This window comes from Phocaeicola abscessus CCUG 55929 (genome assembly GCF_000312445.1).
Taxonomy (GTDB): domain Bacteria; phylum Bacteroidota; class Bacteroidia; order Bacteroidales; family Bacteroidaceae; genus Phocaeicola; species Phocaeicola abscessus.
In genome coordinates this window covers 451214-476211 of the sequence record NZ_HE997182.1, presented here as the reverse complement: position 1 = coordinate 476211, position 24998 = coordinate 451214, and the positions used below count along the sequence as shown (strand labels likewise).

The following is a 24998-nucleotide window of genomic DNA, read 5'->3' as shown; positions in this document are numbered from 1 at the left end:
ATTAATGTTTATTTCTTAAAAAACCAGCCGATATAAGCCAGTCCGATAGAAAATTCGTTTTCGCTATTATAACCTTTGGCCCTGCCAAAAACTTTATCCGTACCTATTTGACGAGTAGCATAGTCTGCTTTCACCACCAAGTTGGGCAAAGCAAACCAGTTGGCACCTATCGTCCACATCGATATCTGACAACGCTTGTCCATCGTTTGTCCGGATTCGCCTTTTTCTTGCGGATTATAATATTCGTAACGGACAAAGGGATAGATTGCCGGAACCTTCTTTCCTTTCAGGAATGCACCGATATGAATACCGGCTTCAGCCGCATAGCTCACTGCATTCTTAGCGATCGGCGCAAGACGGCTGTAAGGCGATTTGTTCGACTGTTTCACGTTTGCTTGGCTCAGCATGAAAGAGTTACCCAAGTTACCGTACACCACATTGCCGCGAGCGGTCACATATTTGTTCCGGTATTGCGCATCCGCCGTAAAAATCCGTACGGGAATCTTACCCATCGTTGAGTAGGTATCAGGAATATCCGAATTGGTTCCGGCATCGGAACAGTAGTAGAACGAAGTCCCTATACGCAGACCCGGTACTCCTTTATAATCCAAACGAACTACATAAGCGGGCGAAGTAAAGTTATCTTCTTCAAAGATTCCTTGTTTTCCATCGGCCACCCATGTATTACGATCGAAACCGTTAGCGTTCAGTCCGGCAACCACCATGGCCTGATAGTCAAAACGGGCATAACCGACACCGAAAGAACCGAAAAATTCCAAGCCGTTCTCATGCCACGTGGAAGGGAGGATGGTCGTCTCTCCTTCAGGACGGGAAGTACCGAAGAAATTGATCGGCTCATGATGCGCATTCGTTAATCCCACAGGTACGATGATATGACCTGCTCTGACGTTGAAAGCAGGATGGATGAGACGAGTGATATGAAACTGTTCGATGGCGACTTCACCGCCCTTTTCCACTTCCGTTTCATATTCGCCATTCTCCGTATTTTCCAATTCATAGGCCGTACCCGTACCGCCGGATTCAAACTCTATCTCTGCGCCGAGTATCCACTTGGACGTAAACTTGTAATCCAATGCCAAAATGAAGCGAGGAATAGCAATCGTGTTGCGATTCTTCTTCGGATTACCGTCGTTCCCCCCGTAGAATCGGTTGATTCCGTAATCCTTAAAATTCGCTACCATCTCTCCATATCCTCCAAAACGAAATCGCCGATATGCGTCGTCTACCGATTCTTTTTCTTTATCTTGTCGTTCTTTAGCCGGGAAATTCTTTTCCGGTTCGACCGCATACAATGCTGTCGCCGTAGAACACAGACATCCGAAAGCCAAAATACCTACTATTATTTTCATTCCTTAATTTCCTGAAAAATTCGTCGCAAAGGTAGAAATAACTCCAACAATCAACAATACCTAAAAATAGGTATTTTCTTCCGTATAAATAATGAGCATAAAGGACAAAGGAAAGGCATCGGGAAATCGATATCTTCACCTGGTGGCAGGAGAACAGCACTGCCACGGAGATGAATCTCCAAATAATTTTCCTTATCGTAGTATGATTTAATAAGTAACAATAAATGAATGTGCCTTACTCTAAATTCGATTTCAAGGTGTCAGATAATAACTCGTAATAATATTTCCCGATTTATAAGTCTGCTAAGATGATAAAAAAACAAAATCCTCTGTTCACGTTGAAGGAATATAAAGACGAGGAAATAAGCCCTGCTTGCTTATCTCCTCGTCCACGCCTTTCTTTGTTACTGTTTTATTTCTCGGCGTGTGCTCCGCCGGTTGTCGGCCAGTAGATGTTCTGATAAAGATTACTTGTTTCTATTTTCTTATCTGGAGAAGCCAAGCGTAAATCTTCGTTCCCGATGGGATAGAGATAGTATGCCTCGTGCCAGTTATAACCGTCGCGCAGTTCGTTGGTACTTTGCATGCTCCGACTGTAAGGACGCAGATAGATACTCAGGTCCTTGCTTGAGACGATGGCTTCGGCCGATCCGTCGGCTTTCAAGTCGCCGTATTTTTTATAGGTTTCGGTCCAGAAGTTGACACCTTCGGGAATCCATTTGGTCGTAATCATGCGATCGAAGGCACGCCAGCGTATCAGGTCAGGAAAGCGTTGTCCTTCACTGAAGAGTTCGGCCATGCGTTCACGACGGATGTTGTAGAGGGTTTTGTCTATCATTGCCGTACCTGAATAGACTGCGAAGTCGTTTTCTTTCGTCAAGTCAGTAGCTGCAATCGTGGCATCGATATCCGTACTTACCCCTGCGCGTGCACGCAACTTCTGCCAATAACCTTTGGCAGTGGCATCCAAACTTTTGTTCAGTTCATAGGAAGCCTCCATATAGTTCAGGAGTGCTTCGGCAGAACGGAAGATAGGACAGGCGTTGGTACCCCGGCGTTCGTCGTTTTCCGTCTGGTTATAATCGTAAGTATAATACTTGCGCGGCTGATAGCCGGTGATGGCACGTTTTGCGCTTACACTTGTAGTAATGTCAGGTTTGGTAAAGGCAGTACCGGCAGTAGGGGTTTTCGGATCGGAATCGAGCATGTTGCTTTCTCCCCATACGAAGAGTTGCAGGCGTTCGTCGCGTCCGGCCTTGGCATCGTCTATCGACACGTCACCCTTGTACGTATCGTCCGCATAGATGGGAAGCCCCTTCTTGGTCAGGAAAGTCTCGACAAAGACGCGGGTATAACCGTCGGCACATCCTATCTTGACGCGATGTGGGACATCGTTCTTGATGTTTTGCGCCGAGCTGTACTCTTTCCACAGCAATACTTCAGGCACGTTTGCCAGCAACGGTTGGCTGTACATTTCGAAATAGCCGTTCCATCCGTAAACAGTTCCGTTTGCGGGATTCATGGTGTGAGTATTCTCCGTCAGTTCTGCTTTGTCGGCCACTTGCTTGGCTGCGTTCATCGCTTCGGTCAGGAAAAAGCGTATTTCGGCATCGATATCGAAAGACTTTCCGTTGTTGTACGCCATCTTGGCTCCCGGCCAGTTGGCATCGCCCGGCACGCGTCCCGAGCCTTTGTGGTATTTTTCGAATGTTCCTTCAAAAAGAGCCACTCTCGACTTGAACAGCAGGGCTGTCTCTTTATTAATGCGCTGTCCTTTGAATTTTCCACGGTCGGCAAGGAAACCGATGGCTTTGTCCAGATCTGCAAGGATGAAACGTGCCACTTCATTGCGCGGGCTCCGCTTGCTGGCTTCTATGATGGCCGCATCATTGTCTTCCAAAACAGTGGTAACGATAGGCAGGTCGCCGAATCTGGCCATCGTATTGAAGTAATTGACGGCTCTCAGGAAATAGGCCTCACCGATATAGTTGCGAATAAGAACGTCGTCACCGCTGATTTTCTTAGCCTCATAAGCCGGAATGACCCTTTCGAGGAAGTAGTTGCAGATACGGAAGTTTCCATAGTAGCCTTGCAAGCTTTTTCCGGCAGGTACTTCCCAGTGTCCATTGGAGAAAAGTCTCGTATTTCCGTTCACATCCTGCACAAAGATGTCGGTATTCCGGTCGGAGCGTGCCAGACCGTCATTCCATGTATTTACATCGTGATACATGCCGCCGTTGAAAGGCAACTGTAGAAAGCCGTCGTAGTAGCTGTTCAGGTATGAAGCCAGCTGGTCGGCGTTGTTGTAGTAGGATTCGGGCGTAATCTGGCTCACCGGATCCAGGTCCAACAGATCATTGCACGAGGTGGAGATCATGGAAACGGCTCCCAGTATCGTGCACAGACTTAGATATTTTATATTGATTTTCATACGTTTTTTTTTCTTTAGATGATTAAAAACTGAGGTTTACACCTACTGAAACAGTTCTTTGCAACGGGTAGGTTTTGGCTGATCCTCCCCATTCGTTTCCATAAGTGCCGAATACTTCCGGGTCGTAGATGCTGGAGAGTCTGGTGAGGGTGAACAGATTGTCGCACGATACATAGATGCGGCAGTTGCTCAGACCGGAGGGACGGAGAACGGATTGCGGCAGCGAGTACCCGAACTGGAGATTCTTGCAACGGATGTAAGAAGCATCCTGCAGGTAGCGCGTCTGTGTAACTTGGTTCTTCCGGATTTCTCCAAAGTAAGGTTTCGGATAATAAGCTCCCGTATTTTCCGGTGTCCAATAGTCCATGTGTTCTTTAAAGGCAGCGCTTTGCCACACATCACCCACTGCCCCCCAGAAGTAGGGGTCGCCCGAACCGAAATGCCAGTCGCGTTTCAACACACCTTGGAAGAAGATGGAAAAGTCGAAGCCTTTCCATTCGGCATCCAGATTGAGACCGAAGCGATAACGCGGCGTAGAGTTACCGATGCGCTTCAGATCACCATGGTCGTCCAACGTATTGTTTCCGCTGTTCACAATACCTTCGTCGATGATTTTACCACTGGCATCCTTGCGGTCTGCGAGGTTCTTGAACATTACGTCGCCTGCTCCCCAGTTGCTGCCCCAATTGGGCTTGTTCTTTTTCAGCCACTCGGTCATTTCGGCATCGGTTTTGGCAATGCCGACACTTTCGTATCCCCAGATTTCGTTGAGGTATTTGCCGTTATAATAACTGTAAATATCTCCTGTTTCATTGGGATATCTCAGAATCTTAGAACGTGCATCGGAAAGATTGAGGCGTGCGCCGTACTTAAAGTCGCGTATCCGGTCGCGCCAGCCTATTTCCAGTTCCCAACCGGTAGTACGCATATCGCAGTTGTTGGTTTTGGGAGCGTTGGTTCCCAATACGGAGCCCAGTCGCGGAGCAGGGCCGATCATATCTTTGGTGGTGCGGCTGTACCAATCGAACGAGCCAGTCAAGCGGTTATTGAACGCAGCCCAGTCCAGACCGACGTCCCACGTTTCTACCGTTTCCCAAGTCATACTACTGTTAACGATGCCGGGAATGTAGGCAGTATTGGGTTTTTCACCGTTGATGAGCCATCCGCCACTGGCTGAGGAGATGCTCTGCTGCTGATAGAAAGGATACCAATCCCAAAAGCTGTCATATCTGGAGCTGGTGTTACCCAATTGCCCCCACGAAGTGCGCAGCTTCAGCAGGCTGATGTTGTCGGTCAGTTTTTCAAAGAAGTCTTCGCGAGCAATGTTGTATCCTACGGAAAAGGAGGGGAACCAGGCCCAGCGCTTATCACCCACGAAACGTGAAGAACCGTCGTAGCGGATATTGGCTTCAAGGAGGTATTTACCGTCGTAGTCATAATTCAACCGGCCGAAGTAACCGGCCGTAGCACGATTCCAATAAGAATCGCCATTCTTTTTATCCTTTTGCGCCTGGCTCAAGTAAGGTTTCTCCGAAGTCGTCAAATCGGTGCCACTACCCCACAAGTTGTCCTGATCATAGCGTTCGTAGTTGACACCCGCCAGTAACTTACCGTTATGTTTGCCGAAGCTGCGAACGTAGTCGGTGTATATATTGACCGCGTAGTAATTCTGCCGGAAGCGTTCGGCGGAAACGGAGGTTGTTGATCCATAGCCGCTATCGCGCAGGAACGGTGTGTTGTCCACATAGTAGTGGTAAACGGGAATGCGGTTTCGGGTGAATTTCTCGTTTTGGGTGCGCATGGCGCCTTCGGCATAGATGTTCCAGCCTGTGATCGGGTTGAAGGTGAATTTCACCTGCTGGGTGAAATGATCTTTGTGTTCCCGAGAGATACCGCCGTCTTCCAGCTCAGCGATTTCCATACCTTTAAACCAATGCCCGTTAGGATCTTTGACGGGGCAGGTAGGCCAACGACGTGCGATATTGTGGAAGAAGAGCCCCGTGAGGTATTGGGGCTTTTCGAAATCGGTACGCGTCCATTTGGTGGAGTATTCCAGTCGTGCCCACTTAGCCAGCTCGGCCGAAAGTTTACTGTTCATGGTGTAGCGGTTCAGCTCGTCGTGTCCGTGGCGGATGAGACCGTTTTGGTTGAGGACACTCCCGCTGACCGACCAGTTGAACTTTTCCGTTCCTCCGCTCAAGCTGAGGTTGTGCTGGGTAGAAGGAACGTTTTTCTTATAAAACTCGCTGAACCAGTCGGTATTGGCAAAGGAACCGGTATAGCCTTTCCATTTTCCGCTTTTAGGATTGGCTATTGTGCCGTAATACTCGGGTTTGGAGGGGTCTGTGTATTCGCCACGCAGGAATTTTTGTATCCTTTCCATGGTTTCATCGTCGAATTGGTTGGAACCTCCGGCATTAACGGAAGCCCGATTGAAGTAGGAGGCAAAGGAATAAGAGTCTACCATATCGGGCAGTTGGGTGGCGGTGCTGAAGCGCATGTCGCCCGAATAGTTTACCTTCACCTTTCCGGACTTGCCGCTCTTGGTTGTGATGAGGATGACACCGAACGCAGCCCTCGAACCGTAGATAGAAGCCGAAGCGGCATCTTTCAATACGGAGACCGACTCGATGTCGTTCGGATTCAGCGTGTTCATATTGCCTTCGATGCCGTCGATCAGAATCAGCGGACTGTCCACAGAGCCATCGCCGATGGTACCCGTACCGCGGATGTTGATGCGCATCGCGGTGTTCAGGTCGCCGCCATTGGAGCTGGTAGTCAAGTTCAGGCCCGGAATGGCTCCCTGCAGAGCCTGAGATACGTTGGCCACCGGACGTGCTTCGATAGCGTCGGCATTAACCATGCTGACGGCTCCCGTCACGTTGACTTTCTTCTGCGTACCGTATCCTACCACGACCACCTCATCCAGCACCTTACTGTCTTCTTTCAGAACGATGTTCAGCGGAGCTCCCGTCCAGCTGACTTCCTGTGTCTGGTAGCCTACGAATGAAATTTGGATAATGCTTCCCTGCGGAACATTTTGGAGTGAGAAGTCGCCATCGATACCGGTAATCGTACCGTTGGCGGTTCCCTTTACTACGACGGAGGCGCCAATGACGGTTTCGCCTGATCCGTCTTTTACGGTGCCGGTGCATGTGCCGTTCTGCTGGACGACTTCAATGCCTATCACATTCGTTGCGAATGAGGTCTGAATGCCTCCACAACAAAGAGAGAGAATTACCCCCCCCCCCCATTTTTAGAATTTTTAACATAGTATTTAAGTTTTTACTTATGATTGAGATAAACATAAATCGGTGTTTATCCGAAAAAACCCAGAACAATACTTCTATTTTTTAATATTACCCCAATATAAATTAATAGTACAAAATTAGATATTTTTTAAGAAAAAACAATTTCTTATCAATTTATTTGAAATAAATTAAAAATAAAGACTCGAAACGCCGCATTCACCCATAGCGATAGAATATCTCCGTGCGTTCGGAAAAAACTATCGTGATAAGAACAGAATATACCAAAGATTGCGACATATAATTGACATCCAGATTCTTTCTTGACCGAAGCGATTTTATTCTGTCGTGATCTCAAACTCTTTTTAACGCGTGTGAGGAGCATATCTTGACGTTCCGAATCCCGCCGTTGAGGTTAAAAATAGATCCGTTCAGGTTAGAGAACCTATCCGTTGACGTTATATAACCTAAAATTTGACGTTCCGAACCTTGCCGTCGAGGTTAAAAATAGATCCGTTCAGGTTAAAGGACGTGATCGGTGAGATAAAAGACCCGAACGGATCTATTCCAGACGTGGTCGTTTAGGTTGAGGAACGTCGACGGCAAGATCTATCGCATAAACGCCACCATTTGCGAAGGCAAAGGAAACTAAAGAAAACGCAGAATATTTACGAATCTTCTTTTTTCCCACTTTATTACGCTATATTTGTACGTATCAAATTAGGACAGCATAACTGAACCGTCTCATTAACGATATGAAAGAGAAAAGCAAACGACGGATAGCCATCTACCTCTACGATACGAGAAAGCCCTACGTAGGCTTGGGAGAAATGGAGAACGCACTGGCCACGAGGTTGGCAGACCGTGCGGGCAAACTGAAAGAAAAATACGGTCTTCAATTCTGTTTCATCGTACCGAAAGAGAAGAAAGGATGCTACGGCAACGACGTGGAATACATGGTTTTCGGCAAACGGCATGAAATCCTATACAAATATCCGATGCTCAACCCCTTGGCAAAGCGGCTTTTCCCCAAAGCGGAACTCGTGCATTGGTGTCAACAATTGCCCAAACTGTGTGAAACGTATTCCCCCCACACGCTCATTACCGTACACGATATTAATTTCATGCATAACGGATTAAAAATTCGAGAAATAGAGCGAAAGAAAAAAAGAATACGGCAAAGCCTCGACAAAGCCACGCACTTGTCGTTCATTTCCCACTTCACGGCCGCAGACGTACGGTCAAACTTCGACATCCGGCAACCGTACCGCATCGTTTACAACGGCGTAACAGACCTCCAAGCCGTAGAAACGTCTTGCGACATGTCGCTTCCCGACCGTTACCTGTTTCACCTTTCCAGCTTGGACAGCAAGAAGAATCCCCACCTCTTAGTAGCAATGATGCGTTATCTGCCCGACCAAAATTTAGTCTTGGCAGGAAAAGGAGATATCAGCGAATTATGCGACATCGTCAGAAAACATAAACTGCAGAACGTGTTCTTCAAAGGGCTCGTTTCGACGGAAGAAAAAGCCCACCTTTATGCGCGCTGCGAGGCTTTCTTGTTCCCTTCGCTGAGCGAAGGCTTCGGTTTACCCGTACTCGAGGCCATGTGCTTCGGCAAACCGACCTTCATCTCCCGCCTCACCTCATTGCCGGAAATCGGTGGCGAAGTCTCCCGTTACTTCGATACACTGGAACCCGAAGCGATGGCGGCTGTCGTAAGGCAAGGACTTGCGGAATACCGCCGAGACGAAGAAACATGGAACGAGAGAATCAAACGCCACGCAAAGCTCTTCAGTTGGGACAAAGCCGCTGACGAATACATCGATTACTACTTGGATATCCTCCGCATACCCAAATCGGAGGAAGAGGAAGATCACTCCTTCTCCGCCAGTCTTACCAAAGACACCTGACCGTTTTCATCCGAAACGGCAGCATAAAAAGCATCGGCATCCCGAACGCTCTTCGAAAGCGAAAGCACGGCCATTCCCGCACGGTAACTCTGTACGAAGTTCCCCTCCCAGTCGAACTTCAAAATCCAGTGGGACAAGCTATTCATCGCAGCTTCTTTCTTCAAATAACCGCCCGCATAAACCAGATATACATAATCGGCATCCGCGCAACAATTGAGATAGGCATAAGGAACAGGATGTTTGAACTCGATGCGGTAATAACCTCCCGTTCCTTCGAAACGATAGTTGGGAACGATATTCATCGGGCCAGAGACCGACCGAATCAAGCGAAGGTCCGAATCGTACACCTCGAGCAACGACTCGTACAGACGTCCATACAGCACCCGCCCCTTTTCTTCGTCGACCAAGATCTGTCCGTTTACGGCCAGATGTTTGGTGTAATACTTATACGACTTGTTCGCTGTATAACTCTCTCCCTGCTTCATCACGATAAAGCGGAAGTCGCCCTGACGGATGCGCATATCCTTGTTATGGAAGAAATCAGGATTCTCTACCAACAGATCATCGTAAAACGGAACGGCCTTAGGCGCTCCGATCTTTCCGTAACGAAGAGGAGGGGGGGCATAACGGTGATTACGTAACACCGAATCTATGTTCAACGTGACTACCTGCGAGCGGACGGAATCGTTTACAATCAATCTGTTTCCGTTCAGCACCGCCTCGGCAGAGAGTAAGCCGTCCGTTCCGCTTCCGAAGCGGTACAACCGGGCTATTGTCCGACAGTCGGATAAATCGTACAATTCGATCGCATGGGCATCATCGACATTTTTATTCAGTACGATCAAGATACTGTCTCTATATACGAAAAGCGCTTTCGCATTCTTCTTCAGACCGTCGACAAGAGGCAACGGTCCCGCCTGCAAATCTCTTGCCGAAGCAATGATGTCCTCATCCAGAGCAAGCGTAACTTTCTCGTCGAAAGAAGTGCAACTCACCGCAACCGCTCCCAACAGGAGGAGCAAACGATATCGAATCGAACGATGCATCATATACACGAATCTTTTATCGTGCAAAGATAACGATTTCATTCCTAAAATCATAACCTCCTTTCCTAACGACACGATACAACCATTCATGCAAGGCTATTTAAAACTTCCATCGCACTTGAACACATAAATCGTGCTTATTACATCCGTTAATCAAGTCCAATCCGGTGCCTATCGTCTTTCTATTCAGATAATGCATCCAGCCGTACTTGAATTGTATAATCAGCCGGTCGGCAAATGCATACCGGATATTGGATACGAATTTTATCCCTTTATAGAAGAAAGAAGGCATCGAAAAGGCATAAAGTATACTTTTCTCATACAGATAAATACGTGTATCGTAATCGGTCGTATCGAACCACACGGCCGAGAAGTCGATCCGAAGAGGCAATGGTTCGAAAACACAATCGGCCGTTTGCGATACTAAATAACCTTGCTTTGTTTTCCGATAACGCCCATCGATCCTATGATATTCGGCAACCGTTTTCAAGGTCCACTGTTCATTCGGGCGACAGTTCAACTGATACCGGAGCCTGTGTTGAATCAAAGGAACGGTTTGCCTTTTGTTCCCGGTTATCTCGACGTCTCTGTCTTTCTTCTTATACTTATATCTTATGAACATGTTCAGTTCATAACTCGGTGAATAATTCAATTGAAAGAGTCCGTCGAAACCTTTTGTACCGGCTTTGCTCACCAAATATTTTTTCCAAGGGAAGTAAAAGAAATCGCCGTAAGCCGTCAGCGATACTTTCCGCAACAATTTGGTCTCCAATCCGATATAAAAAGCATTTTCGTTCTGAACCGTTCCTCCTTCGGAAACGGAACGGGCATACAAGCTTTGATACTTTGCGTCGTAATATCTGTTCATAACTACGAATTGAGTTTTCGGATTCGGTGAATAACGCAGCACGTTCAGAGCTGCAACCGTACCCTTTTTATCTGCGGCAATTTCGCCCGACAAGGTAAATTCTTTCACAAACAACTTATAATTCAGCCCTATGTTAAAAAAATCCCGGCCTGCAGGAGCGTAGTTATTATACGGTCGGGAAGTTAGTTTCAACCGTTTGTTCAAAACGTTATGAACAGCCGTCAATCCAAATTCGCCATATTTTCCGTTATAATTCAAATGACTGCCTATTAACCGGTTATTATAGGTATTTTTCCTTTCAAACTCTCTCTCCAATCGGTGCAATCCGTCTCTTTTCAACGAAGTTATGCACAGACCGTCCACTTTTCCGTCCATTTTTCTAAACGAATAAAAGGCATCGATCGTCCAACGCTTGAACAACTGAATGCTTGCCCCTATTCCCTGAAAATAATTGTACTCATCGACGGAAGAGTGCTTCTTCAAACCGGTGCTCCTATTAAACAACGTATTCAAAGAGGCAGTCTTACCTAAACTGAAATCGGAATTGACAACCAACCCGTATCCGTAATTAGAACGATAATTGCCGATCACCAACGTTTTTATCTTACACAAGTCATGCAAGAGAAGATAAGGCGAATAATAATCGTAGCCCTTCCGGTTTTTACCTGAGAAGAAGGGTTCTCCGGCATCGTTCTCCGCAGTCAGTCCCGCATAAATCCGATTGGCATACCGAAAACTATAACGCAGATAATGACGATAGGGACGACCGATATACTGCTTATTCGGATCTTTCTCCAATGTCTTCTTACGATGCAGTTTGAATCCTTCCCGATTATAAAAAGGGATATCTGCCCGGACTGTCAACTCCTGCTTTCCGTATTTCAATATTTGTTTAAGATTCAACGATTTATGCGTCTCTTCCGTTTGCCGGAAACAAACGAAAGGTTTCAATTTTTCAGCCGTTTCCCTGTCCATGCCTTCCACCATCATCAGTTCATTATCCGTCAACATCGGTCCGTATTTGTACAAGTAATAGAGGATACGCTCGATCAGTTCATCGGATAAAAAAGGAAAACGCTTTAACTCCTCTCTCGTCGCCTGATTGATATTCAAGGGAGAAACCGAGTAATCCGCCAAATCTTCGAACATCGATTCGCTTTGAGCTGCTCCGTTTTCCATCGCCTGTTGAGCCAGTTCTTCCAACACTTCCTGTCCTCGGACAGGCAGGCTTATCAAAAAACAAATCGTCAGCGCTGTTTGAAACAGTTTACTCATCCGGTCATTAATATTTAAGCGTTTTATGCTAAAAATAATTATCACTTGGGCGAACAATCGCTTTTCTTACTACTTTTGTGCCAGTATGATCAGCATGAAAAGAAAACTCTTTATAGTATTTGGTTTGTTGCTATCTTCCGCAGCGGCTTTTGCACAACAGGAACTGACTACCGAAATAGGAGGGTACCGCGTTCCCGCAACCATCTATAAAAACGATACCATTCCTTTTCTAAGACTACCCGACGTTTATATATTCAAGCCTATCGTCTTCAGAAGCAAGAGCGCACAGGCGAAATACAACAAACTGGTACGCGATGTCAAAAAAACATTACCCATAGCCAAGGAAATAAAAGGAATCGTCATCGAAACCTACGAATACATACAAACATTGCCCACACAAAAAGAGCGCGACAAGCACCTGAAAAGAGTAGAGAAAAGCATTAAAAAAGAATATACGCCGCGAATGAAAAGGCTAACCCTGACGCAAGGAAAACTATTGATCAAGTTAGTGTACCGTGAAACGAATTCTTCTTCGTACGATTTAGTTAAAGCCTTTTTAGGATCCGTACGTGCCTGGTCGTACCAAGTTTTCGCATCGATATTCGGAGCCAACCTGAAGAAACAGTACGACCCTTCCGGAGACGACCGACTGATCGAAAGAGTCGTCCTCCAAGTAGAGAACGGCCAACTATAAGTTTCCCTCTACCGTCAACAGTTTCCTGGCATATTCCCAAAGGACTATCCCTGCCGCCACAGACACGTTCAGCGAATGCTTCGTGCCGTACTGAGGAATCTCTATGGCATAATCGCAAGCATCGACTACCTCCTGCCGTATTCCTTTCACTTCATTCCCCAACACGACGGCATACTTCTTACGCTTATCCAACGAAATACGATCAAGCATCGTACTTTCTGCCGTCTGTTCGAGAGCCGATATGAGATATCCCTCTTCGCGAAGTTCGTCGATAGCATCCATCGTATTCTTCTTATATGTCCAGTCGACGGAATCCTCAGCTCCCAACGCGGTCTTATGAATTTCAGGATGAGGAGGTACGGCGGTAATGCCGCATAAATAAATACGGCTCACCCGGAAAGCATCGGATGAGCGAAAAACGGAACCCACATTATACAAACTGCGTACTTCGTCCAAGATTACAACTAACGGCAATTTCTTCGCTTTCTTGAATTCGTCTACCGTCATTCGGTTTAGTTCAGTTATCTTTAGTTTTCTCATAACGATTATTTTTATCCGAACAAAAGTAACGAATTTATTCACAAAAACGGTTCATAACGTATAAAAAACTTGTTGAAAGTTATTCGAAACTTTTCCTTGCATTATCAATTTAAATTTATATAGTCGATCGAATATCAACTATCCAACTAAATAACTGTTTTTTTATCGAATAATTTCAACTTCGAAAACCGTATTTTTCAATTCGTTTTCAAAAAGAAAATTTCAACCTTCTTTCTTTTGAACAAGCGGTTGATATATACATAAAATACAATAGATCAACAACCTAAACGGTTAACAATAATTGCCTGTGAGCAATTCTTAAAAGAATAACTTAAAATCCAATCGATACGCCGATTATTTATCAACCGAATGAACAGTCTATTATCATTATCAAAAATCTTTCTTTTTATAAAATAAAAAAAGATAATTATAATGGGCGATTTGAAAAGTTGTCGGGTAATCTTCAAAAAGATGCTAATCTTTCTTTCAAAAGATCCTAATCTTTTTCGCAAAAGATACTGAGTTTTCGCTGAAAGGTGGCGCTGTTATCGATAATGAGGCGCAGGGCGGCATAGCCTCCCTGCGCCTCATCGACGATGGATTAGAACTGGTTCAATACTTTCTTTACCCTGTCGACGTCGGTCGAAGCCGGTACGACGTTCAGTTTCAGTTCGTCCATCGGTTTCAGCGCATTTTCTATTTTTCGCAAGGCCGATTTGTTTCCTCTCTTGGTAAATTCGTCGCGCAGGATACGTATTTTCTCGTAATCCTGAATGCCTGCGATCAGTCGCTCGAAACGAATGCTCGTTCGCGCTCCGGGATAAACCAGATATGTGTCACCGGCCGCCCATTTGGAGAAGCGACTGTCGAGCAGAGGTTCCGGAACCCAGCTGTTATAAGCCCATCGAAGGTAACCGTCGAGGTTGGCTTTTGCTGCATACAGACCGATCCATTCGGCTTCGGCGGGGGGGCTGAATGTAAAAGTGTTCGGATAAGGTTCTGCGCAACAGGTATAGAATGTGGTTACTTTTTCTTTTGCTCGACGGGCTTCGATCGCTTCTTTCGAGAATTTCAACCGAATGGGGATGCAGTAGTCGTTCAGTTCGTCCAACAGTTCCTGATGGAGGTTACCGGCCATCGATATGTTGAAATCGGGGTCTGCATGGCGGATTATTTTTAATGTCTTCAGCATGACGTCGATGGAGCGTTCGTCCATGGATATGTGAGTAATGTCGAACCAGCCTTTTTCTTTCAGGTGTGTGGCGAACGATTTCAATAGCGAAGTCCATATTTCTTCGTATACGGCGTCACCCGGTTGCATGTGAATCGTTTCCATTGAGTTGGTCGCTTGGTCAAAATATCGAAACGACAACGCCCACGGTACCATCGAGTAGCAGTCGATTTCTTTTTTCACACCGAGATCCATCATGAATTGCACCCATTTATCGAAGACGGCGAAGTCGAAAGTCCATGTTCCGTCCAACTTTTTGATCCACGTTATCATCGATTCGAAATAGTCGTATGTCTGTGCATTCCAGGGCTTGTGCATGATCGAGGTGGTGATTACTTTCCCTCCTGCCTGCTGATACATTTTCATAATGGGGCGCATGGCGTCGAGATGTGCTTTGCTCCATGGTTTTACTTGGTAGTAACGTGCTACGGCATAGGGGTTCTGCCATAGATCCAAATGGAATTTCCAATCTTCTACGGCGGGAAGTGTGCGGTTCTTTACCGTTACTTTCAGGGTCAATGTATTCAATAGTGTATTTCCGTTTCGCACGATCACTTTTCCCGTATAGGTTCCGGGTGCGGCGTCACGGGGAACGCGGACGCAGATCCACCCGGCTTGCGTATTCATTGGCGGTAGCGCTAATTCTTTGGTGATATGATCGATGGGGTCTGCCACTAATGTAGAGTCCCATTCGGTGGGATCGGGTCGATTGCTACATCCTCCGTTTTTATCTTTATTCAGTTCGTCGGTCATCACATAACGAACAAATCCGCTTCCTATGTTTTCTTTGGCGATTTTATTCTTTTTCGAAATGAGGTCGGTCGCTTCGAAGGTGAGATGCGACAGGGCTTCTTTATTCCATACTACGAATTGTGCATTCATTCTCTCTCCCCTCCAGGCTGTAAGTTCTTTCATGTCGCCGTCCGTAACGATGGGGGGCTCTTCCTTTTTATATCGGATGTCGATGGAACCCCATTCTACGTTCGTACCGTTTACCTTACTCCAGAGTTGCGGGTTTACTGCCACGGGGTTCGATAATTCTCGATATGTGCTTTGCGGATACGCTGGTTGGCCGGTATTTCTTCCTGCAAGGGTCGTTCCGTTGTTTTCTTGAGCCGAAACTTGTAGCGTCATTACGCAAAAACAAGCTGTGGCGAATACTTTTGTCTTTTTATTCATGATATTGTACTGTTATTAGTTTTATTTCACGGACAAAGATAAAAATTTTTGCTTACATTTGTGAGAAGAATTTTTGTAATAAAATGGAAAAGACGAATCGTATTACTCCCGATTGCATTACTTCGCTGGGCGAATGCGAGATTTTTGTTTTTGGCAGCAATCTCGAAGGGTTGCATGGCGGAGGGGCGGCTTATTTGGCTTATCGACGATTCGGTGCGATAATGGGGCAGGGCGACGGCTTGCAGGGACGGAGTTACGGCATTCCGACCATGCACGGAGGGCCTGATGCGATTGTTCCTTATGTAAATCGTTTTATAAATTTTGCGGCATCGCACCCCGAATACCGTTTTCTAGTCACGAAGATAGGATGCGGTATCGCCGGTTTTTCGCCGAAAGACATAGCTCCTTTATTCGAAAGAGCTGTTGATGTAGAGAATATTTCTTTGCCCCGAGAGTTTTGGGATCTGTTGACGTAACCGTGCCGGTTTTGTTCCGAATATGTTTGATGTTTATTTCTTACGGAGATAACGGCAAAGTTGTTCGACAGCTTTTGCCCGGTGGCTGATTTTATTCTTGACGGTTTCTCCCAGTTCGGCGAACGTGCGATCATATTCGTCGGGCATGAAGACGGCATCGTATCCGAATCCGAAACTTCCCCTTTCTTCGTCGAGGATTTGTCCTTTTACTTCGCCTTCGAAAAGGTGTTCTTCTCCGTTCTCTATCAGACAGATGACGGTGCGAAAACGAGCTCTCCGATCGGTTTGACAGTTCATGTCCTTCAGGAGTTTTCTTCGGTTGGCGGCAGAATCATGCCCATCTCCGGCATACCGTGCTGAATATACTCCCGGTGCACCGTTCAACGCTTCTACTTCGAGTCCGGTATCGTCGGCGAAACAGTCTTCATGATAATGTTCGTAAACGTACGAAGCTTTCAGACGTGCGTTCCCTTCCAATGTCATCGCCGTTTCCGGGATGTCAGCATGGCAACCGATATCCTGCAGACTTAAGATGTGACAGTCGTTTCCTAATATTTCTCTGATTTCTTGCAGTTTGTGTGCGTTGTTGGATGCTAATATTAATTTCTTTTTCATTTTATTTTCAATTTATCGAAGCCTTCGCCGTAAACGCCGACGACGTTACTTTGAGAGATGAACGCGTTCGGATCGATTTCTTTGACTAAACGAAAGATGTCGAGCGCTTGGTTCTTTCTCGCCAAGACCACTACCACTTTGATTTCTATTTTGCTGTACCATCCGATGCCGTCGATTAGTGTCACTCCTCTTCGTACTCGTGTATTGATAGCTTCTGCAATCTCGTTGTATTTTTTTGAAAAGATGAGGAATTGTACGGACTGCCGGGCAGCGTTGATGACGTAATCGAGTACGAAGTTGGAAATAAAGAGAATGCAATATCCGAAAAGTACTCGTTTCCAATCGCTGAAGACAAAATAGCACGAGGAAACGATGATGATATCCAGATACATCATCAGTTGGCCGAGGGGAACATCCCTGTATTTATTGATGACCCAGGCGATGATATCCGTTCCGCCGGTGCTGCCGTTCTTGCTGAAAACCATTCCCACACCCAATCCCACCAAACAGCCTCCAACTACGGCTGCCATAAATTCTTGATTGGGACCCAAGAGCTGAGGCAATTCAGACTTGCCGGCCTTTACGAAAATCTGTGCCAAGCCTAAGAAAAGCGTAAGAGAAAGCGTAGCGTAAATGGTTTTTATTAAAAAGCGTAACCCGAGAATTTTCAGGGCAATTCCCAACAGCAGCACGTTGACGAAGAAATAGGTGTATTGAATCTCTATTCCGGTGACATAATAGACAATCGTACATGCTCCCGTTATTCCTCCTGTCGTCAATTTGTAGGGCAGCAAAAAAACGGCGAACCCCAAGGAGATGATGATGGTGCCGATGGCGATGATGATATAATCTTTCCACTCTTTTTTAATGCTTTCTGTGATCTGTGTATTATTCATGGTTTTAGATTTTAGGTTTACAGGAAAGATGATGAATTATAAAACGATATTGACGATCTTCTTCGGCACGACGATGATCTTTTTCGGCGTTTTGCCATCGATCCATTTTTGCGATTGTTCTTCCGATAAGACAGCACTTTCTATACGTTCCCGATCGGCATCCGCCGGGAAATCCATGGTAAAGCGGGCTTTTCCATTGAAGGAGATGGTATATTTTACAACTTCTTCTGTCAGATAAACTTCGTCGTAGACGGGCCATCGGGCGTCGCATACGGAGGAAGCATGTCCCGACGCTTCCCATAATTCTTCACTGATATGGGGGGCGAACGGAGCGAGCAAGACGATAAGATCGTTCAATACGGTTTTGTTGCGGCTCTTTAATTGAGTCAATTCATTGACGCAGATCATAAAGGCGCTGACGGAAGTATTGTACGAGAAGGTCTCGATATCGTTGGTTACTTTCTTCGTCAGTTTGTGGATGCTTTTCAGTTCGTCCTTTGTCGGTTCTCCTTCGATGGGCAGAAACCGTCCTCCCTTGTCGTAGAACAGATTCCACAATTTCTTGAGAAAACGATGTACCCCGTCGATACCGTTTGTATCCCATGGTTTGCTTTGTTCTACCGGACCGAGGAACATCTCGTACATGCGCAAGGTGTCGGCGCCGTATTTCTCAACAATTCTATCCGGGTTGACGACGTTGAACATGGATTTGCTCATCTTTTCGACCGCCCATCCACAGATATACTTGCCGTCTTCGAGAATGAACGTCGCTTCGCGGTATTCGGAACGCCAATTCTTGAAAGCGTCGATATCCAGCACGTCGTTCGATACGATATTGACGTCGACGTGGATAGGCGTTACGTCGTAATTGTCTTTCAAACCGAAAGAGACGAAACTATTCGTATCTTTGATGCGATATACAAAGTTGCTTCGCCCTTGAATCATTCCCTGATTGATTAACTTCAGGAACGGTTCCTCGGCGAGGCTGACGCCGTAATCGTGCAGGAATTTGTTCCAAAAGCGGGAATAAATCAAATGTCCTGTAGCGTGTTCGGTTCCACCGACATATAGATCGACGTTTTGCCAATAGCGATCGGCCTTTTTCGAGACAAGTTCCCGCTCGTTGTGGGGATCCATGTAGCGGAGGTAATAAGCGGACGAACCAGCGAATCCCGGCATAGTATGCAGATCCAAAGGAAATACGTCGACATCGTCGATCAACGAGTTCTCGACCATCTCGCCTTTGATGACATCCCACGCCCATTTCGTGGCCCGCCCCAAGGGTGGTTCGCCCGTTTCGGTCGGCTCGTACTTATCTATTTCCGGAAGTTGCAGCGGCAACTTGGTTTCGTCGATCAGGTAAGGCATTCCGTCTTTATAATATACGGGGAATGGTTCGCCCCAATAACGTTGACGGCTGAAGATAGCGTCGCGCAATCGGTAATTGACCTTAATACGCCCTAAACGGTGGCTTTTCACATACTTCTTCGTAGTGGCAATAGCTTCCTGAACGGTTAGCCCGTTCAAATTTAAGTCGCAGTAAGGTATCACGCCTTCCCTCGGCGAATTGCAAACAATGCCTGCTTTGGCATCGAAACTCTCTTCGCTGATATCGCAACCTTCGACCAATGGAACGATGGGCAAGTCGAAATGCTTGGCGAAAGCGTAATCGCGGCTATCGTGAGCAGGAACGGCCATGATCGCTCCCGTTCCGTAACCGGCCAGCACATAGTCGCTTATCCAGATAGGAACGGCCTCGCCGGTAAAGGGATTGACAGCATACGAACCGCTGAACACGCCCGTCACTTTTCTGTCGGAGATTCGTTCCCGTTCTGTCCGTTTTTTGGTCTCGTCCAAATAAGCACGCACTTCCGCTCTTTGCAAATCGGTCGTTACTTTGGTGACCAAGTCGCTTTCCGGAGCGAGAACCATGAAGGTTACGCCGAACATGGTATCCGCCCGAGTGGTAAAAATGGTGAATCGTTCGTTCGTACCTTTGATGTCGAAAACGACTTCCGCTCCTTCTGAGCGACCGATCCAATTGCGTTGTGTTTCCTTTAACGAATCGCTCCATTGAAGGGTATCCAAACCGTCCAATAATCGTTGTGCGTAAGCGGAGACGCGGAGACACCATTGACGCATCTTCTTCTGAACGACAGGATAACCGCCGCGAACGGAGACTCCGTCGACCACTTCGTCGTTGGCCAAGACCGTCCCTAATTCGGGACACCAGTTGACCATCGTTTCACCTACGTAGGCAATTCGATAGTTCATCAGAACCTCCTGTTTCTCTCTCTCCGATTTTGCATTCCATTCTTTTGCGGTGAAACTGATTTCTTCGGAACAGGCTGCATTCAAATCGCTTGTCCCTGCTTTTTCGAAATGCCGAATCAGCTTTTCAATCGGTTCCGCTTGCTGACAGTTGTTGCAATAGAAGCTGTCGAACATCTTTTGGAAGGCCCATTGCGTCCAATGATAATAATCGGGATCGCACGTACGGATTTCACGGTCCCAATCGAACGAAAAGCCTATCTTGTCTAACTGTTCCCGGTACCGGTGGATATTGTTCACTGTGGTAATAGCCGGGTGTTGGCCGGTCTGGATAGCATATTGTTCCGCAGGAAGTCCATACGCATCGTATCCCATCGGGTTCAGCACGTTGAAACCCTGTAAACGTTTGTAACGGGCATAGATATCGGAAGCGATGTACCCTAACGGGTGGCCGACGTGCAATCCGGCTCCCGAAGGATAAGGAAACATATTTAAAACGTAATATTTCTTTTTTGTCTCATCCTCGACAACCCGATAGGTTTTGTTCGTTACCCAACGTCGTTGCCATTTCTTTTCAATCTCTTTGAAATTGTATTCCATAGTTATATCAACTGTGTTCGGATTTGATTTTGGGCGTAAAGATAGTGAAAACCCAACTAAATAATGATAGATTTGAATTAATTAATCATGTATGACGATTGATTAATATATACAAGGAGAAAGCATTGAAGGTCTTTCCCCTTTAATTCGCGCGATAACGGTTTATTCGTATTTCCGTTTGAAGATCTCGGAATAGATAAAAGCCCGACGGGCTTCTTCGGGAGTTTGTAAACGTATTTCATCGCTGACGGACTTTTCCGTTGTCTGAGATGCTTTGCGAACTTGCGCCGAAGCTTTCGGAATGCTTGAGCTGTGAGGTGCTTTGCGGAAGTTTTCCGTTCCGGACGAATTCTCTTTCGATGTATTCATTACCGAAGGGGAAGCGGTTTTCTTCCTTTCGGGTTTGCTCCATTCCGTTATCTCGGGAAAAATCTCTTCGAAAGATTTTTTGGAAGAAGGCTCCTTGCCTCCCGTTTTCTTTGCGAATCCGCTCGTTAAGAGGAAGAACAAAATAAGTCCGACAATAAAAAGTATATCCATCGTTTCCTGTTTTTGCAAAGGTATCAATTAATTTGGTTGAAGCATGAAAAGAGAGAATAAAAAAGGAAGAGAGCTTCTCAGCTGTCCTCCTTCATTTTTAACCTAAACCTTAACTATGAAAAAATCTAATGTTTTTCATTGCAAATATATAATGAGATTACTTTAATGCGTATAAAAAAATGCTCTTTTGTTATAATATTACAATTTATTAACTTTTAAAGGGATGAAATTATTAATTTGATACTTTTTATGGCATTAAAAGTTATAAATTAACAAGAAGTGCGTATCTTTGCAGCGATAAAAATATAATTTATGACGAAAAAGAAGACGGAAACAGACTTAAAATTTGCGACTGAAACCGGAAAGAAATTGTTTATTGAAACGTATGGTTGCCAGATGAATGTGGCCGACAGCGAAATAATTGCTTCGATCATGAATATGGCAGGTTACGATATTTGCGATCGTGTGGAAGAAGCCGACGCCGTTTTTGTGAATACTTGTTCTGTGAGGGAAAATGCGGAGAATAAAGTTTATAACAGGCTGGAGTATTTCTATGCTTTGAAAAAGTCGAAGAAACCGCATCTCATTGTGGGAGTATTAGGCTGCATGGCCGAGCGAGTAAGGGAAGATCTGATTCGAAATCATCATACGGATTTGGTCGTTGGTCCCGACTCTTATCTGAGTTTGCCAGACTTGATCGCTTCTGTCGAGGCGGGAGAAAAAGCAATAGATGTGAGCCTCTCTACCACTGAAACGTATCGGGATGTGATTCCTTCGCGTATTTGCGGGAATCGTATATCCGGATTTGTCAGTATCATGCGCGGATGCAATAACTTTTGCCATTATTGTATCGTGCCTTATACCAGAGGCAGAGAGCGGAGTCGAGATATAGAAAGTATTTTGAACGAAGTGATCGATTTGAAAAGTAAAGGATATAAGGAGGTCACCTTGTTGGGACAGAACGTGAACTCTTATCGATTCGAAAAAGAGCAGAAGGCGATTACCTTTCCTGTCTTATTGCGTACCGTAGCGGAAGCTGTCCCGACCATGCGGGTTCGTTTTACTACTTCGCATCCGAAGGACATGAGTGACGAGACATTGCATGTCATCGCTGAAATTCCGAACGTGTGCAAGCATATCCATTTGCCGGTTCAAAGTGGAAGTAATCATGTGTTGAAGCTCATGAATCGAAAGTATACGCGTGAGTGGTACTTGGATCGAGTGACAGCCGTTCGACGAATCGTTCCCGATTGCGGATTGACGACCGATATCTTTTGTGGTTACCATGACGAAACGGAAGAAGATCAGCGGGCGACATTATCCCTGATGAGAGAGTGCGCTTATGATGCTGCTTTTATGTTTAAATATTCAGAACGGCCGGGAACGTATGCTGCCAAACATCTGGCGGACAATGTGCAGGAAGAGTTGAAAATTAAACGATTGAAAGAGATTATTGATTTGCAGAACCATCTTTCGGCGGAGAGTAATGCAAGGGATGTGGGTAAGGTTTTTGAAGTATTAGTGGAAGGATTTTCAAAGCGGTCGCGATCTCAATTGTTCGGGCGGACGGAACAAAACAAAGTAGTCGTCTTCGATAAAGGGAATCGCCATATCGGCGATTTCGTGAAAGTCCGTATTACGGAATCGAGTTCCGCCACATTGAAAGGTGAAGAAGCGATGAATAGCGAATGAATGATTCGTGTGTATTCTATTAAAAGTGTTTAAAAGAAAGTGCGCATCTAACTTTTTATTCGTTTCTTTGCATCAAATTAGGATATAGTAGTGAATACGCTCCATATTGACACCTGTCCGCTTTGTGGCGGAAAGCATTTTAAGCCTGTGACGGCGTGTACGGATCATGTTGCTTCGGGTGAGCAGTTCGAAATCTGGAAGTGCATTGATTGCGGGTTTGCATTCACTCAGGATGTCCCTGTCGAGCGAGAGATGGATCAGTATTATGAAACATCGGTTTATATTTCTCATTCTGATACGCAGAAAGGACTGATAAATAAGGTATATCATGTGGTCAGGACGTTCATGCTTCGAAAGAAAGTTCGGCTGATACAACGTACTTCCGGCTTGAAAAAAGGCTCTTTATTAGATATCGGCACGGGTACGGGATATTTTCCTCATGCGGCTCGAAAGAGCGGCTGGGATGTCCAGGCTATAGAAAAGAATGAAAAAGCGAGCGCATTTGCCCGAGCACATTTTAATTTGGAGGTACGGGGAGACGGGACTTTGTCTACGTATGACGATCGTTCTTTCGACGTGATTACGATGTGGCACGTGATGGAACATATAGAGCACTTGAATGAATTATGGGAAACTCTTTACCGTTTGTTGAAAACACGAGGAATATTGGTGGTAGCTGTTCCGAATCCCGCCTCGTATGATGCGAACGTTTACGGCCCGATGTGGGCGGCCTATGATGTGCCGAGGCATTTATGGCATTTTACGCCTTCGACGATGCAACAGATGGGAGTAAAGCATGGATTTATTTTGACAGAACAACATCCGATGCCTTTTGATGCCTTTTACATATCCATGTTGTCGGAAAAGTATAAGGCTTCCCGAAGTGTTTTTTTAAAAGGATTATGGATGGGATGTAAAGCTTGGTTGCATGCTTTGGCGAAAAAAGAACGGAGCAGTTCGATGGTATATGTATTCAGAATGAAGTGATGATGGCAAAGAAACGAACCTCTTTTTTCGATATGCAGTTTATTACTTCCAGCATCAGTACCATGTTGGTATTGTTGTTGTTGGGCATGGTTGTATTCTTTGTGTTGTCGGCGAAGAACTTATCGAAATATGTCCGGGAGAATATCAGCTTTACCGTTATGCTGAGCGACGACATGAAAGAACCGGAAGCGCTGACCTTCCAGAAAGTGCTGAACGAAAAGCCATATGTGAAAGAAAGCGCGTACATTTCGAAAGAATTGGCGCTGAAAGAACAAACGGAAACCATGGGTACCGATCCGGCTGAGTTTATCGGGCACAATCCTTTCTCGTCGAGTATTGAGGTGAAGCTGAAAGCCGATTATACCCATTCCGATAGCGTGAGATGGATTGAAAAGGAAATCCTTTCAAATAAAAAAGTGCTGGAGATCGACTATCCTGAAGATCTGTTGGATGAGGTGAACAGCAATATACGTAAGATCAGTTTTGGACTCTTGGGATTGGCGACTCTGCTGGCGCTTATTTCGTTTGCCTTGATAAACAATACCATTCGGTTAGCCATTCATTCCAAGCGTTTTCTCATTCATACCATGACCTTGGTGGGCGCCAGTTGGGCTTTTATTCGTCGTCCTTTCCTATGGAAGAATGTATGGGTCGGAGTAGTAGCTGCAATCTTAGCCGACGCGGCTCTAATCGGCATGGCTTATGCTTTGATCGGATACTGGCCGGAACTGATTGCCGTCATAACGCTGCCTACCCTGTTGATAGTGATATCTTCCGTGTTCGTCTTCGGCGTATGGATAACTTTAATGTGTTCTTATATCTCTATCAATAAATACTTGCGAATGAAGTCGAGTGCCCTTTATTACATATAGAAACTATGGACAAAAAGAAATTTGCTTTTGATAAGATCAACTTCATCTTATTGGCTGTTGGGATGGCGATAGTTATTTTGGGATTTGTCTTGATGACCGGTCCCGGTACGACGGAGACGGTTTTTCAACCTGATATCTTTAGCGTTCGCCGTATCAAGGTCGCCCCCGCGATGTGCTTCCTCGGCTTTGTATTTATGATTTATGGCATTCTTCGCAAGCCGGAGGATAAGGATGCGAACAAAGAATAACAGCTA

18 protein-coding genes are annotated in these 24998 nt (G+C 45.7%); 7 read left to right on the top strand and 11 right to left on the bottom strand.

Annotated features, from left to right (window positions below; translation table 11 throughout):
• Positions 1-8: 8 nt before the first annotated feature.
• From BN102_RS01980 to BN102_RS01970, 3 genes are all read right to left on the bottom strand, one after another.
• Positions 9-1370: a putative porin gene (locus BN102_RS01980; protein WP_019207386.1), complete on the bottom strand. Its 1362-nt coding sequence runs from the start codon at positions 1368-1370 to the stop codon at positions 9-11.
• 412 nt (positions 1371-1782) lie between these two features.
• On the bottom strand, positions 1783-3801 hold the full coding sequence (locus tag BN102_RS01975) for a RagB/SusD family nutrient uptake outer membrane protein (RefSeq protein WP_019207385.1): 2019 nt from the start codon (positions 3799-3801) through the stop codon (positions 1783-1785).
• Between the two features lie 22 nt (positions 3802-3823).
• Positions 3824-6988, bottom strand: coding sequence for a SusC/RagA family TonB-linked outer membrane protein (locus tag BN102_RS01970; RefSeq protein WP_425357564.1), 3165 nt, complete (start codon positions 6986-6988; stop codon positions 3824-3826).
• 816 nt (positions 6989-7804) lie between these two features.
• Here BN102_RS01970 and BN102_RS01965 point away from each other — a divergent pair.
• Positions 7805-8962, top strand: a complete 1158-nt coding sequence (locus BN102_RS01965) for a glycosyltransferase family 4 protein (protein ID WP_019207383.1) — start codon at positions 7805-7807, stop codon at positions 8960-8962.
• Here BN102_RS01965 and BN102_RS01960 read toward each other — a convergent pair.
• A complete protein-coding gene (locus BN102_RS01960; protein WP_019207382.1) occupies positions 8926-10011 on the bottom strand; it encodes a hypothetical protein in 1086 nt (361 codons plus the stop codon). The genes BN102_RS01965 and BN102_RS01960 overlap by 37 nt on opposite strands.
• A 97-nt stretch (positions 10012-10108) precedes the next feature.
• Positions 10109-12151: a ComEA family DNA-binding protein gene (locus BN102_RS01955; RefSeq protein ID WP_019207381.1), complete on the bottom strand. Its 2043-nt coding sequence runs from the start codon at positions 12149-12151 to the stop codon at positions 10109-10111.
• A 94-nt stretch (positions 12152-12245) separates the two neighbouring features.
• Here BN102_RS01955 and BN102_RS01950 point away from each other — a divergent pair, with 94 nt between their 5' ends.
• Positions 12246-12845: a DUF4294 domain-containing protein gene (locus BN102_RS01950; protein WP_036787121.1), complete on the top strand. Its 600-nt coding sequence runs from the start codon at positions 12246-12248 to the stop codon at positions 12843-12845.
• On the opposite strand, the gene BN102_RS01945 is transcribed toward BN102_RS01950, so the two are convergent.
• Together BN102_RS01945 and BN102_RS01940 are read right to left on the bottom strand one after the other, a co-directional pair.
• Positions 12840-13385, bottom strand: coding sequence for an RNA methyltransferase (locus BN102_RS01945; protein ID WP_019207379.1), 546 nt, complete (start codon positions 13383-13385; stop codon positions 12840-12842). The two genes, BN102_RS01950 and BN102_RS01945, sit on opposite strands and share 6 nt — an antisense overlap.
• 601 nt (positions 13386-13986) lie before the next feature.
• Positions 13987-15795, bottom strand: a complete 1809-nt coding sequence (locus BN102_RS01940; protein ID WP_019207378.1) for a DUF4091 domain-containing protein — start codon at positions 15793-15795, stop codon at positions 13987-13989.
• Positions 15796-15878: 83 nt separating this feature from the next.
• Between BN102_RS01940 and BN102_RS01935 the strand changes: the two genes are divergently transcribed.
• A complete protein-coding gene (locus tag BN102_RS01935) occupies positions 15879-16271 on the top strand; it encodes an A1S_2505 family phage non-structural protein (protein WP_019207377.1) in 393 nt (130 codons plus the stop codon).
• A 33-nt stretch (positions 16272-16304) separates the two neighbouring features.
• On the opposite strand, the gene BN102_RS01930 is transcribed toward BN102_RS01935, so the two are convergent.
• The 4 genes from BN102_RS01930 to BN102_RS01915 form a co-directional block, all read right to left on the bottom strand.
• Positions 16305-16886, bottom strand: a complete 582-nt coding sequence (locus BN102_RS01930) for a non-canonical purine NTP diphosphatase (RefSeq protein WP_019207376.1) — start codon at positions 16884-16886, stop codon at positions 16305-16307.
• On the bottom strand, positions 16883-17782 hold the full coding sequence (locus BN102_RS01925; RefSeq protein WP_019207375.1) for a YitT family protein: 900 nt from the start codon (positions 17780-17782) through the stop codon (positions 16883-16885). Before BN102_RS01925 ends, BN102_RS01930 begins: the two co-directional genes overlap by 4 nt.
• Positions 17783-17818: 36 nt before the next feature.
• Complete coding sequence (gene leuS / locus BN102_RS01920; RefSeq protein ID WP_019207374.1) at positions 17819-20653, bottom strand: leucine--tRNA ligase; 2835 nt, start codon at positions 20651-20653, stop codon at positions 17819-17821.
• Positions 20654-20815: 162 nt separating this feature from the next.
• Complete coding sequence (locus BN102_RS01915; RefSeq protein ID WP_019207373.1) at positions 20816-21193, bottom strand: hypothetical protein; 378 nt, start codon at positions 21191-21193, stop codon at positions 20816-20818.
• A 312-nt stretch (positions 21194-21505) separates the two neighbouring features.
• Between BN102_RS01915 and miaB the strand changes: the two genes are divergently transcribed.
• The 4 genes from miaB to BN102_RS01895 all read left to right on the top strand — a co-directional run bounded on the left by miaB (position 21506) and on the right by BN102_RS01895 (position 24992).
• Positions 21506-22885, top strand: coding sequence for a tRNA (N6-isopentenyl adenosine(37)-C2)-methylthiotransferase MiaB (miaB, locus tag BN102_RS01910; RefSeq protein ID WP_019207372.1), 1380 nt, complete (start codon positions 21506-21508; stop codon positions 22883-22885).
• A 90-nt stretch (positions 22886-22975) separates the two neighbouring features.
• Complete coding sequence (locus BN102_RS01905; protein ID WP_021311010.1) at positions 22976-23872, top strand: methyltransferase domain-containing protein; 897 nt, start codon at positions 22976-22978, stop codon at positions 23870-23872.
• A gap of 2 nt (positions 23873-23874) precedes the next feature.
• Positions 23875-24744: a cell division protein FtsX gene (locus BN102_RS01900; protein ID WP_083867190.1), complete on the top strand. Its 870-nt coding sequence runs from the start codon at positions 23875-23877 to the stop codon at positions 24742-24744.
• A gap of 5 nt (positions 24745-24749) precedes the next feature.
• Positions 24750-24992 (top strand): DUF3098 domain-containing protein, encoded by a 243-nt coding sequence (locus BN102_RS01895; protein ID WP_019207369.1) that lies wholly within the window; start codon positions 24750-24752, stop codon positions 24990-24992.
• Positions 24993-24998 lie beyond the last annotated feature (6 nt).

Excerpts from the sequence above, each read along its gene's own strand:
- BN102_RS01980 (WP_019207386.1), bottom strand. The coding sequence starts at position 1,370 with ATGAAAATAATAGTAGGTATTTTGGCTTTCGGATGTCTGTGTTCTACG.
- BN102_RS01975 (WP_019207385.1), bottom strand. The coding sequence starts at position 3,801 with ATGAAAATCAATATAAAATATCTAAGTCTGTGCACGATACTGGGAGCC.
- BN102_RS01965 (WP_019207383.1), top strand. The coding sequence starts at position 7,805 with ATGAAAGAGAAAAGCAAACGACGGATAGCCATCTACCTCTACGATACG.
- BN102_RS01960 (WP_019207382.1), bottom strand. The coding sequence starts at position 10,011 with ATGATGCATCGTTCGATTCGATATCGTTTGCTCCTCCTGTTGGGAGCG.
- BN102_RS01955 (WP_019207381.1), bottom strand. The coding sequence starts at position 12,151 with ATGAGTAAACTGTTTCAAACAGCGCTGACGATTTGTTTTTTGATAAGC.
- BN102_RS01950 (WP_036787121.1), top strand. The coding sequence starts at position 12,246 with ATGAAAAGAAAACTCTTTATAGTATTTGGTTTGTTGCTATCTTCCGCA.
- BN102_RS01945 (WP_019207379.1), bottom strand. The coding sequence starts at position 13,385 with ATGAGAAAACTAAAGATAACTGAACTAAACCGAATGACGGTAGACGAA.
- BN102_RS01940 (WP_019207378.1), bottom strand. The coding sequence starts at position 15,795 with ATGAATAAAAAGACAAAAGTATTCGCCACAGCTTGTTTTTGCGTAATG.
- BN102_RS01935 (WP_019207377.1), top strand. The coding sequence starts at position 15,879 with ATGGAAAAGACGAATCGTATTACTCCCGATTGCATTACTTCGCTGGGC.
- BN102_RS01930 (WP_019207376.1), bottom strand. The coding sequence starts at position 16,886 with ATGAAAAAGAAATTAATATTAGCATCCAACAACGCACACAAACTGCAA.
- BN102_RS01925 (WP_019207375.1), bottom strand. The coding sequence starts at position 17,782 with ATGAATAATACACAGATCACAGAAAGCATTAAAAAAGAGTGGAAAGAT.
- leuS (WP_019207374.1), bottom strand. The coding sequence starts at position 20,653 with ATGGAATACAATTTCAAAGAGATTGAAAAGAAATGGCAACGACGTTGG.
- BN102_RS01915 (WP_019207373.1), bottom strand. The coding sequence starts at position 21,193 with ATGGATATACTTTTTATTGTCGGACTTATTTTGTTCTTCCTCTTAACG.
- miaB (WP_019207372.1), top strand. The coding sequence starts at position 21,506 with ATGACGAAAAAGAAGACGGAAACAGACTTAAAATTTGCGACTGAAACC.
- BN102_RS01900 (WP_083867190.1), top strand. The coding sequence starts at position 23,875 with ATGGCAAAGAAACGAACCTCTTTTTTCGATATGCAGTTTATTACTTCC.
- BN102_RS01895 (WP_019207369.1), top strand. The coding sequence starts at position 24,750 with ATGGACAAAAAGAAATTTGCTTTTGATAAGATCAACTTCATCTTATTG.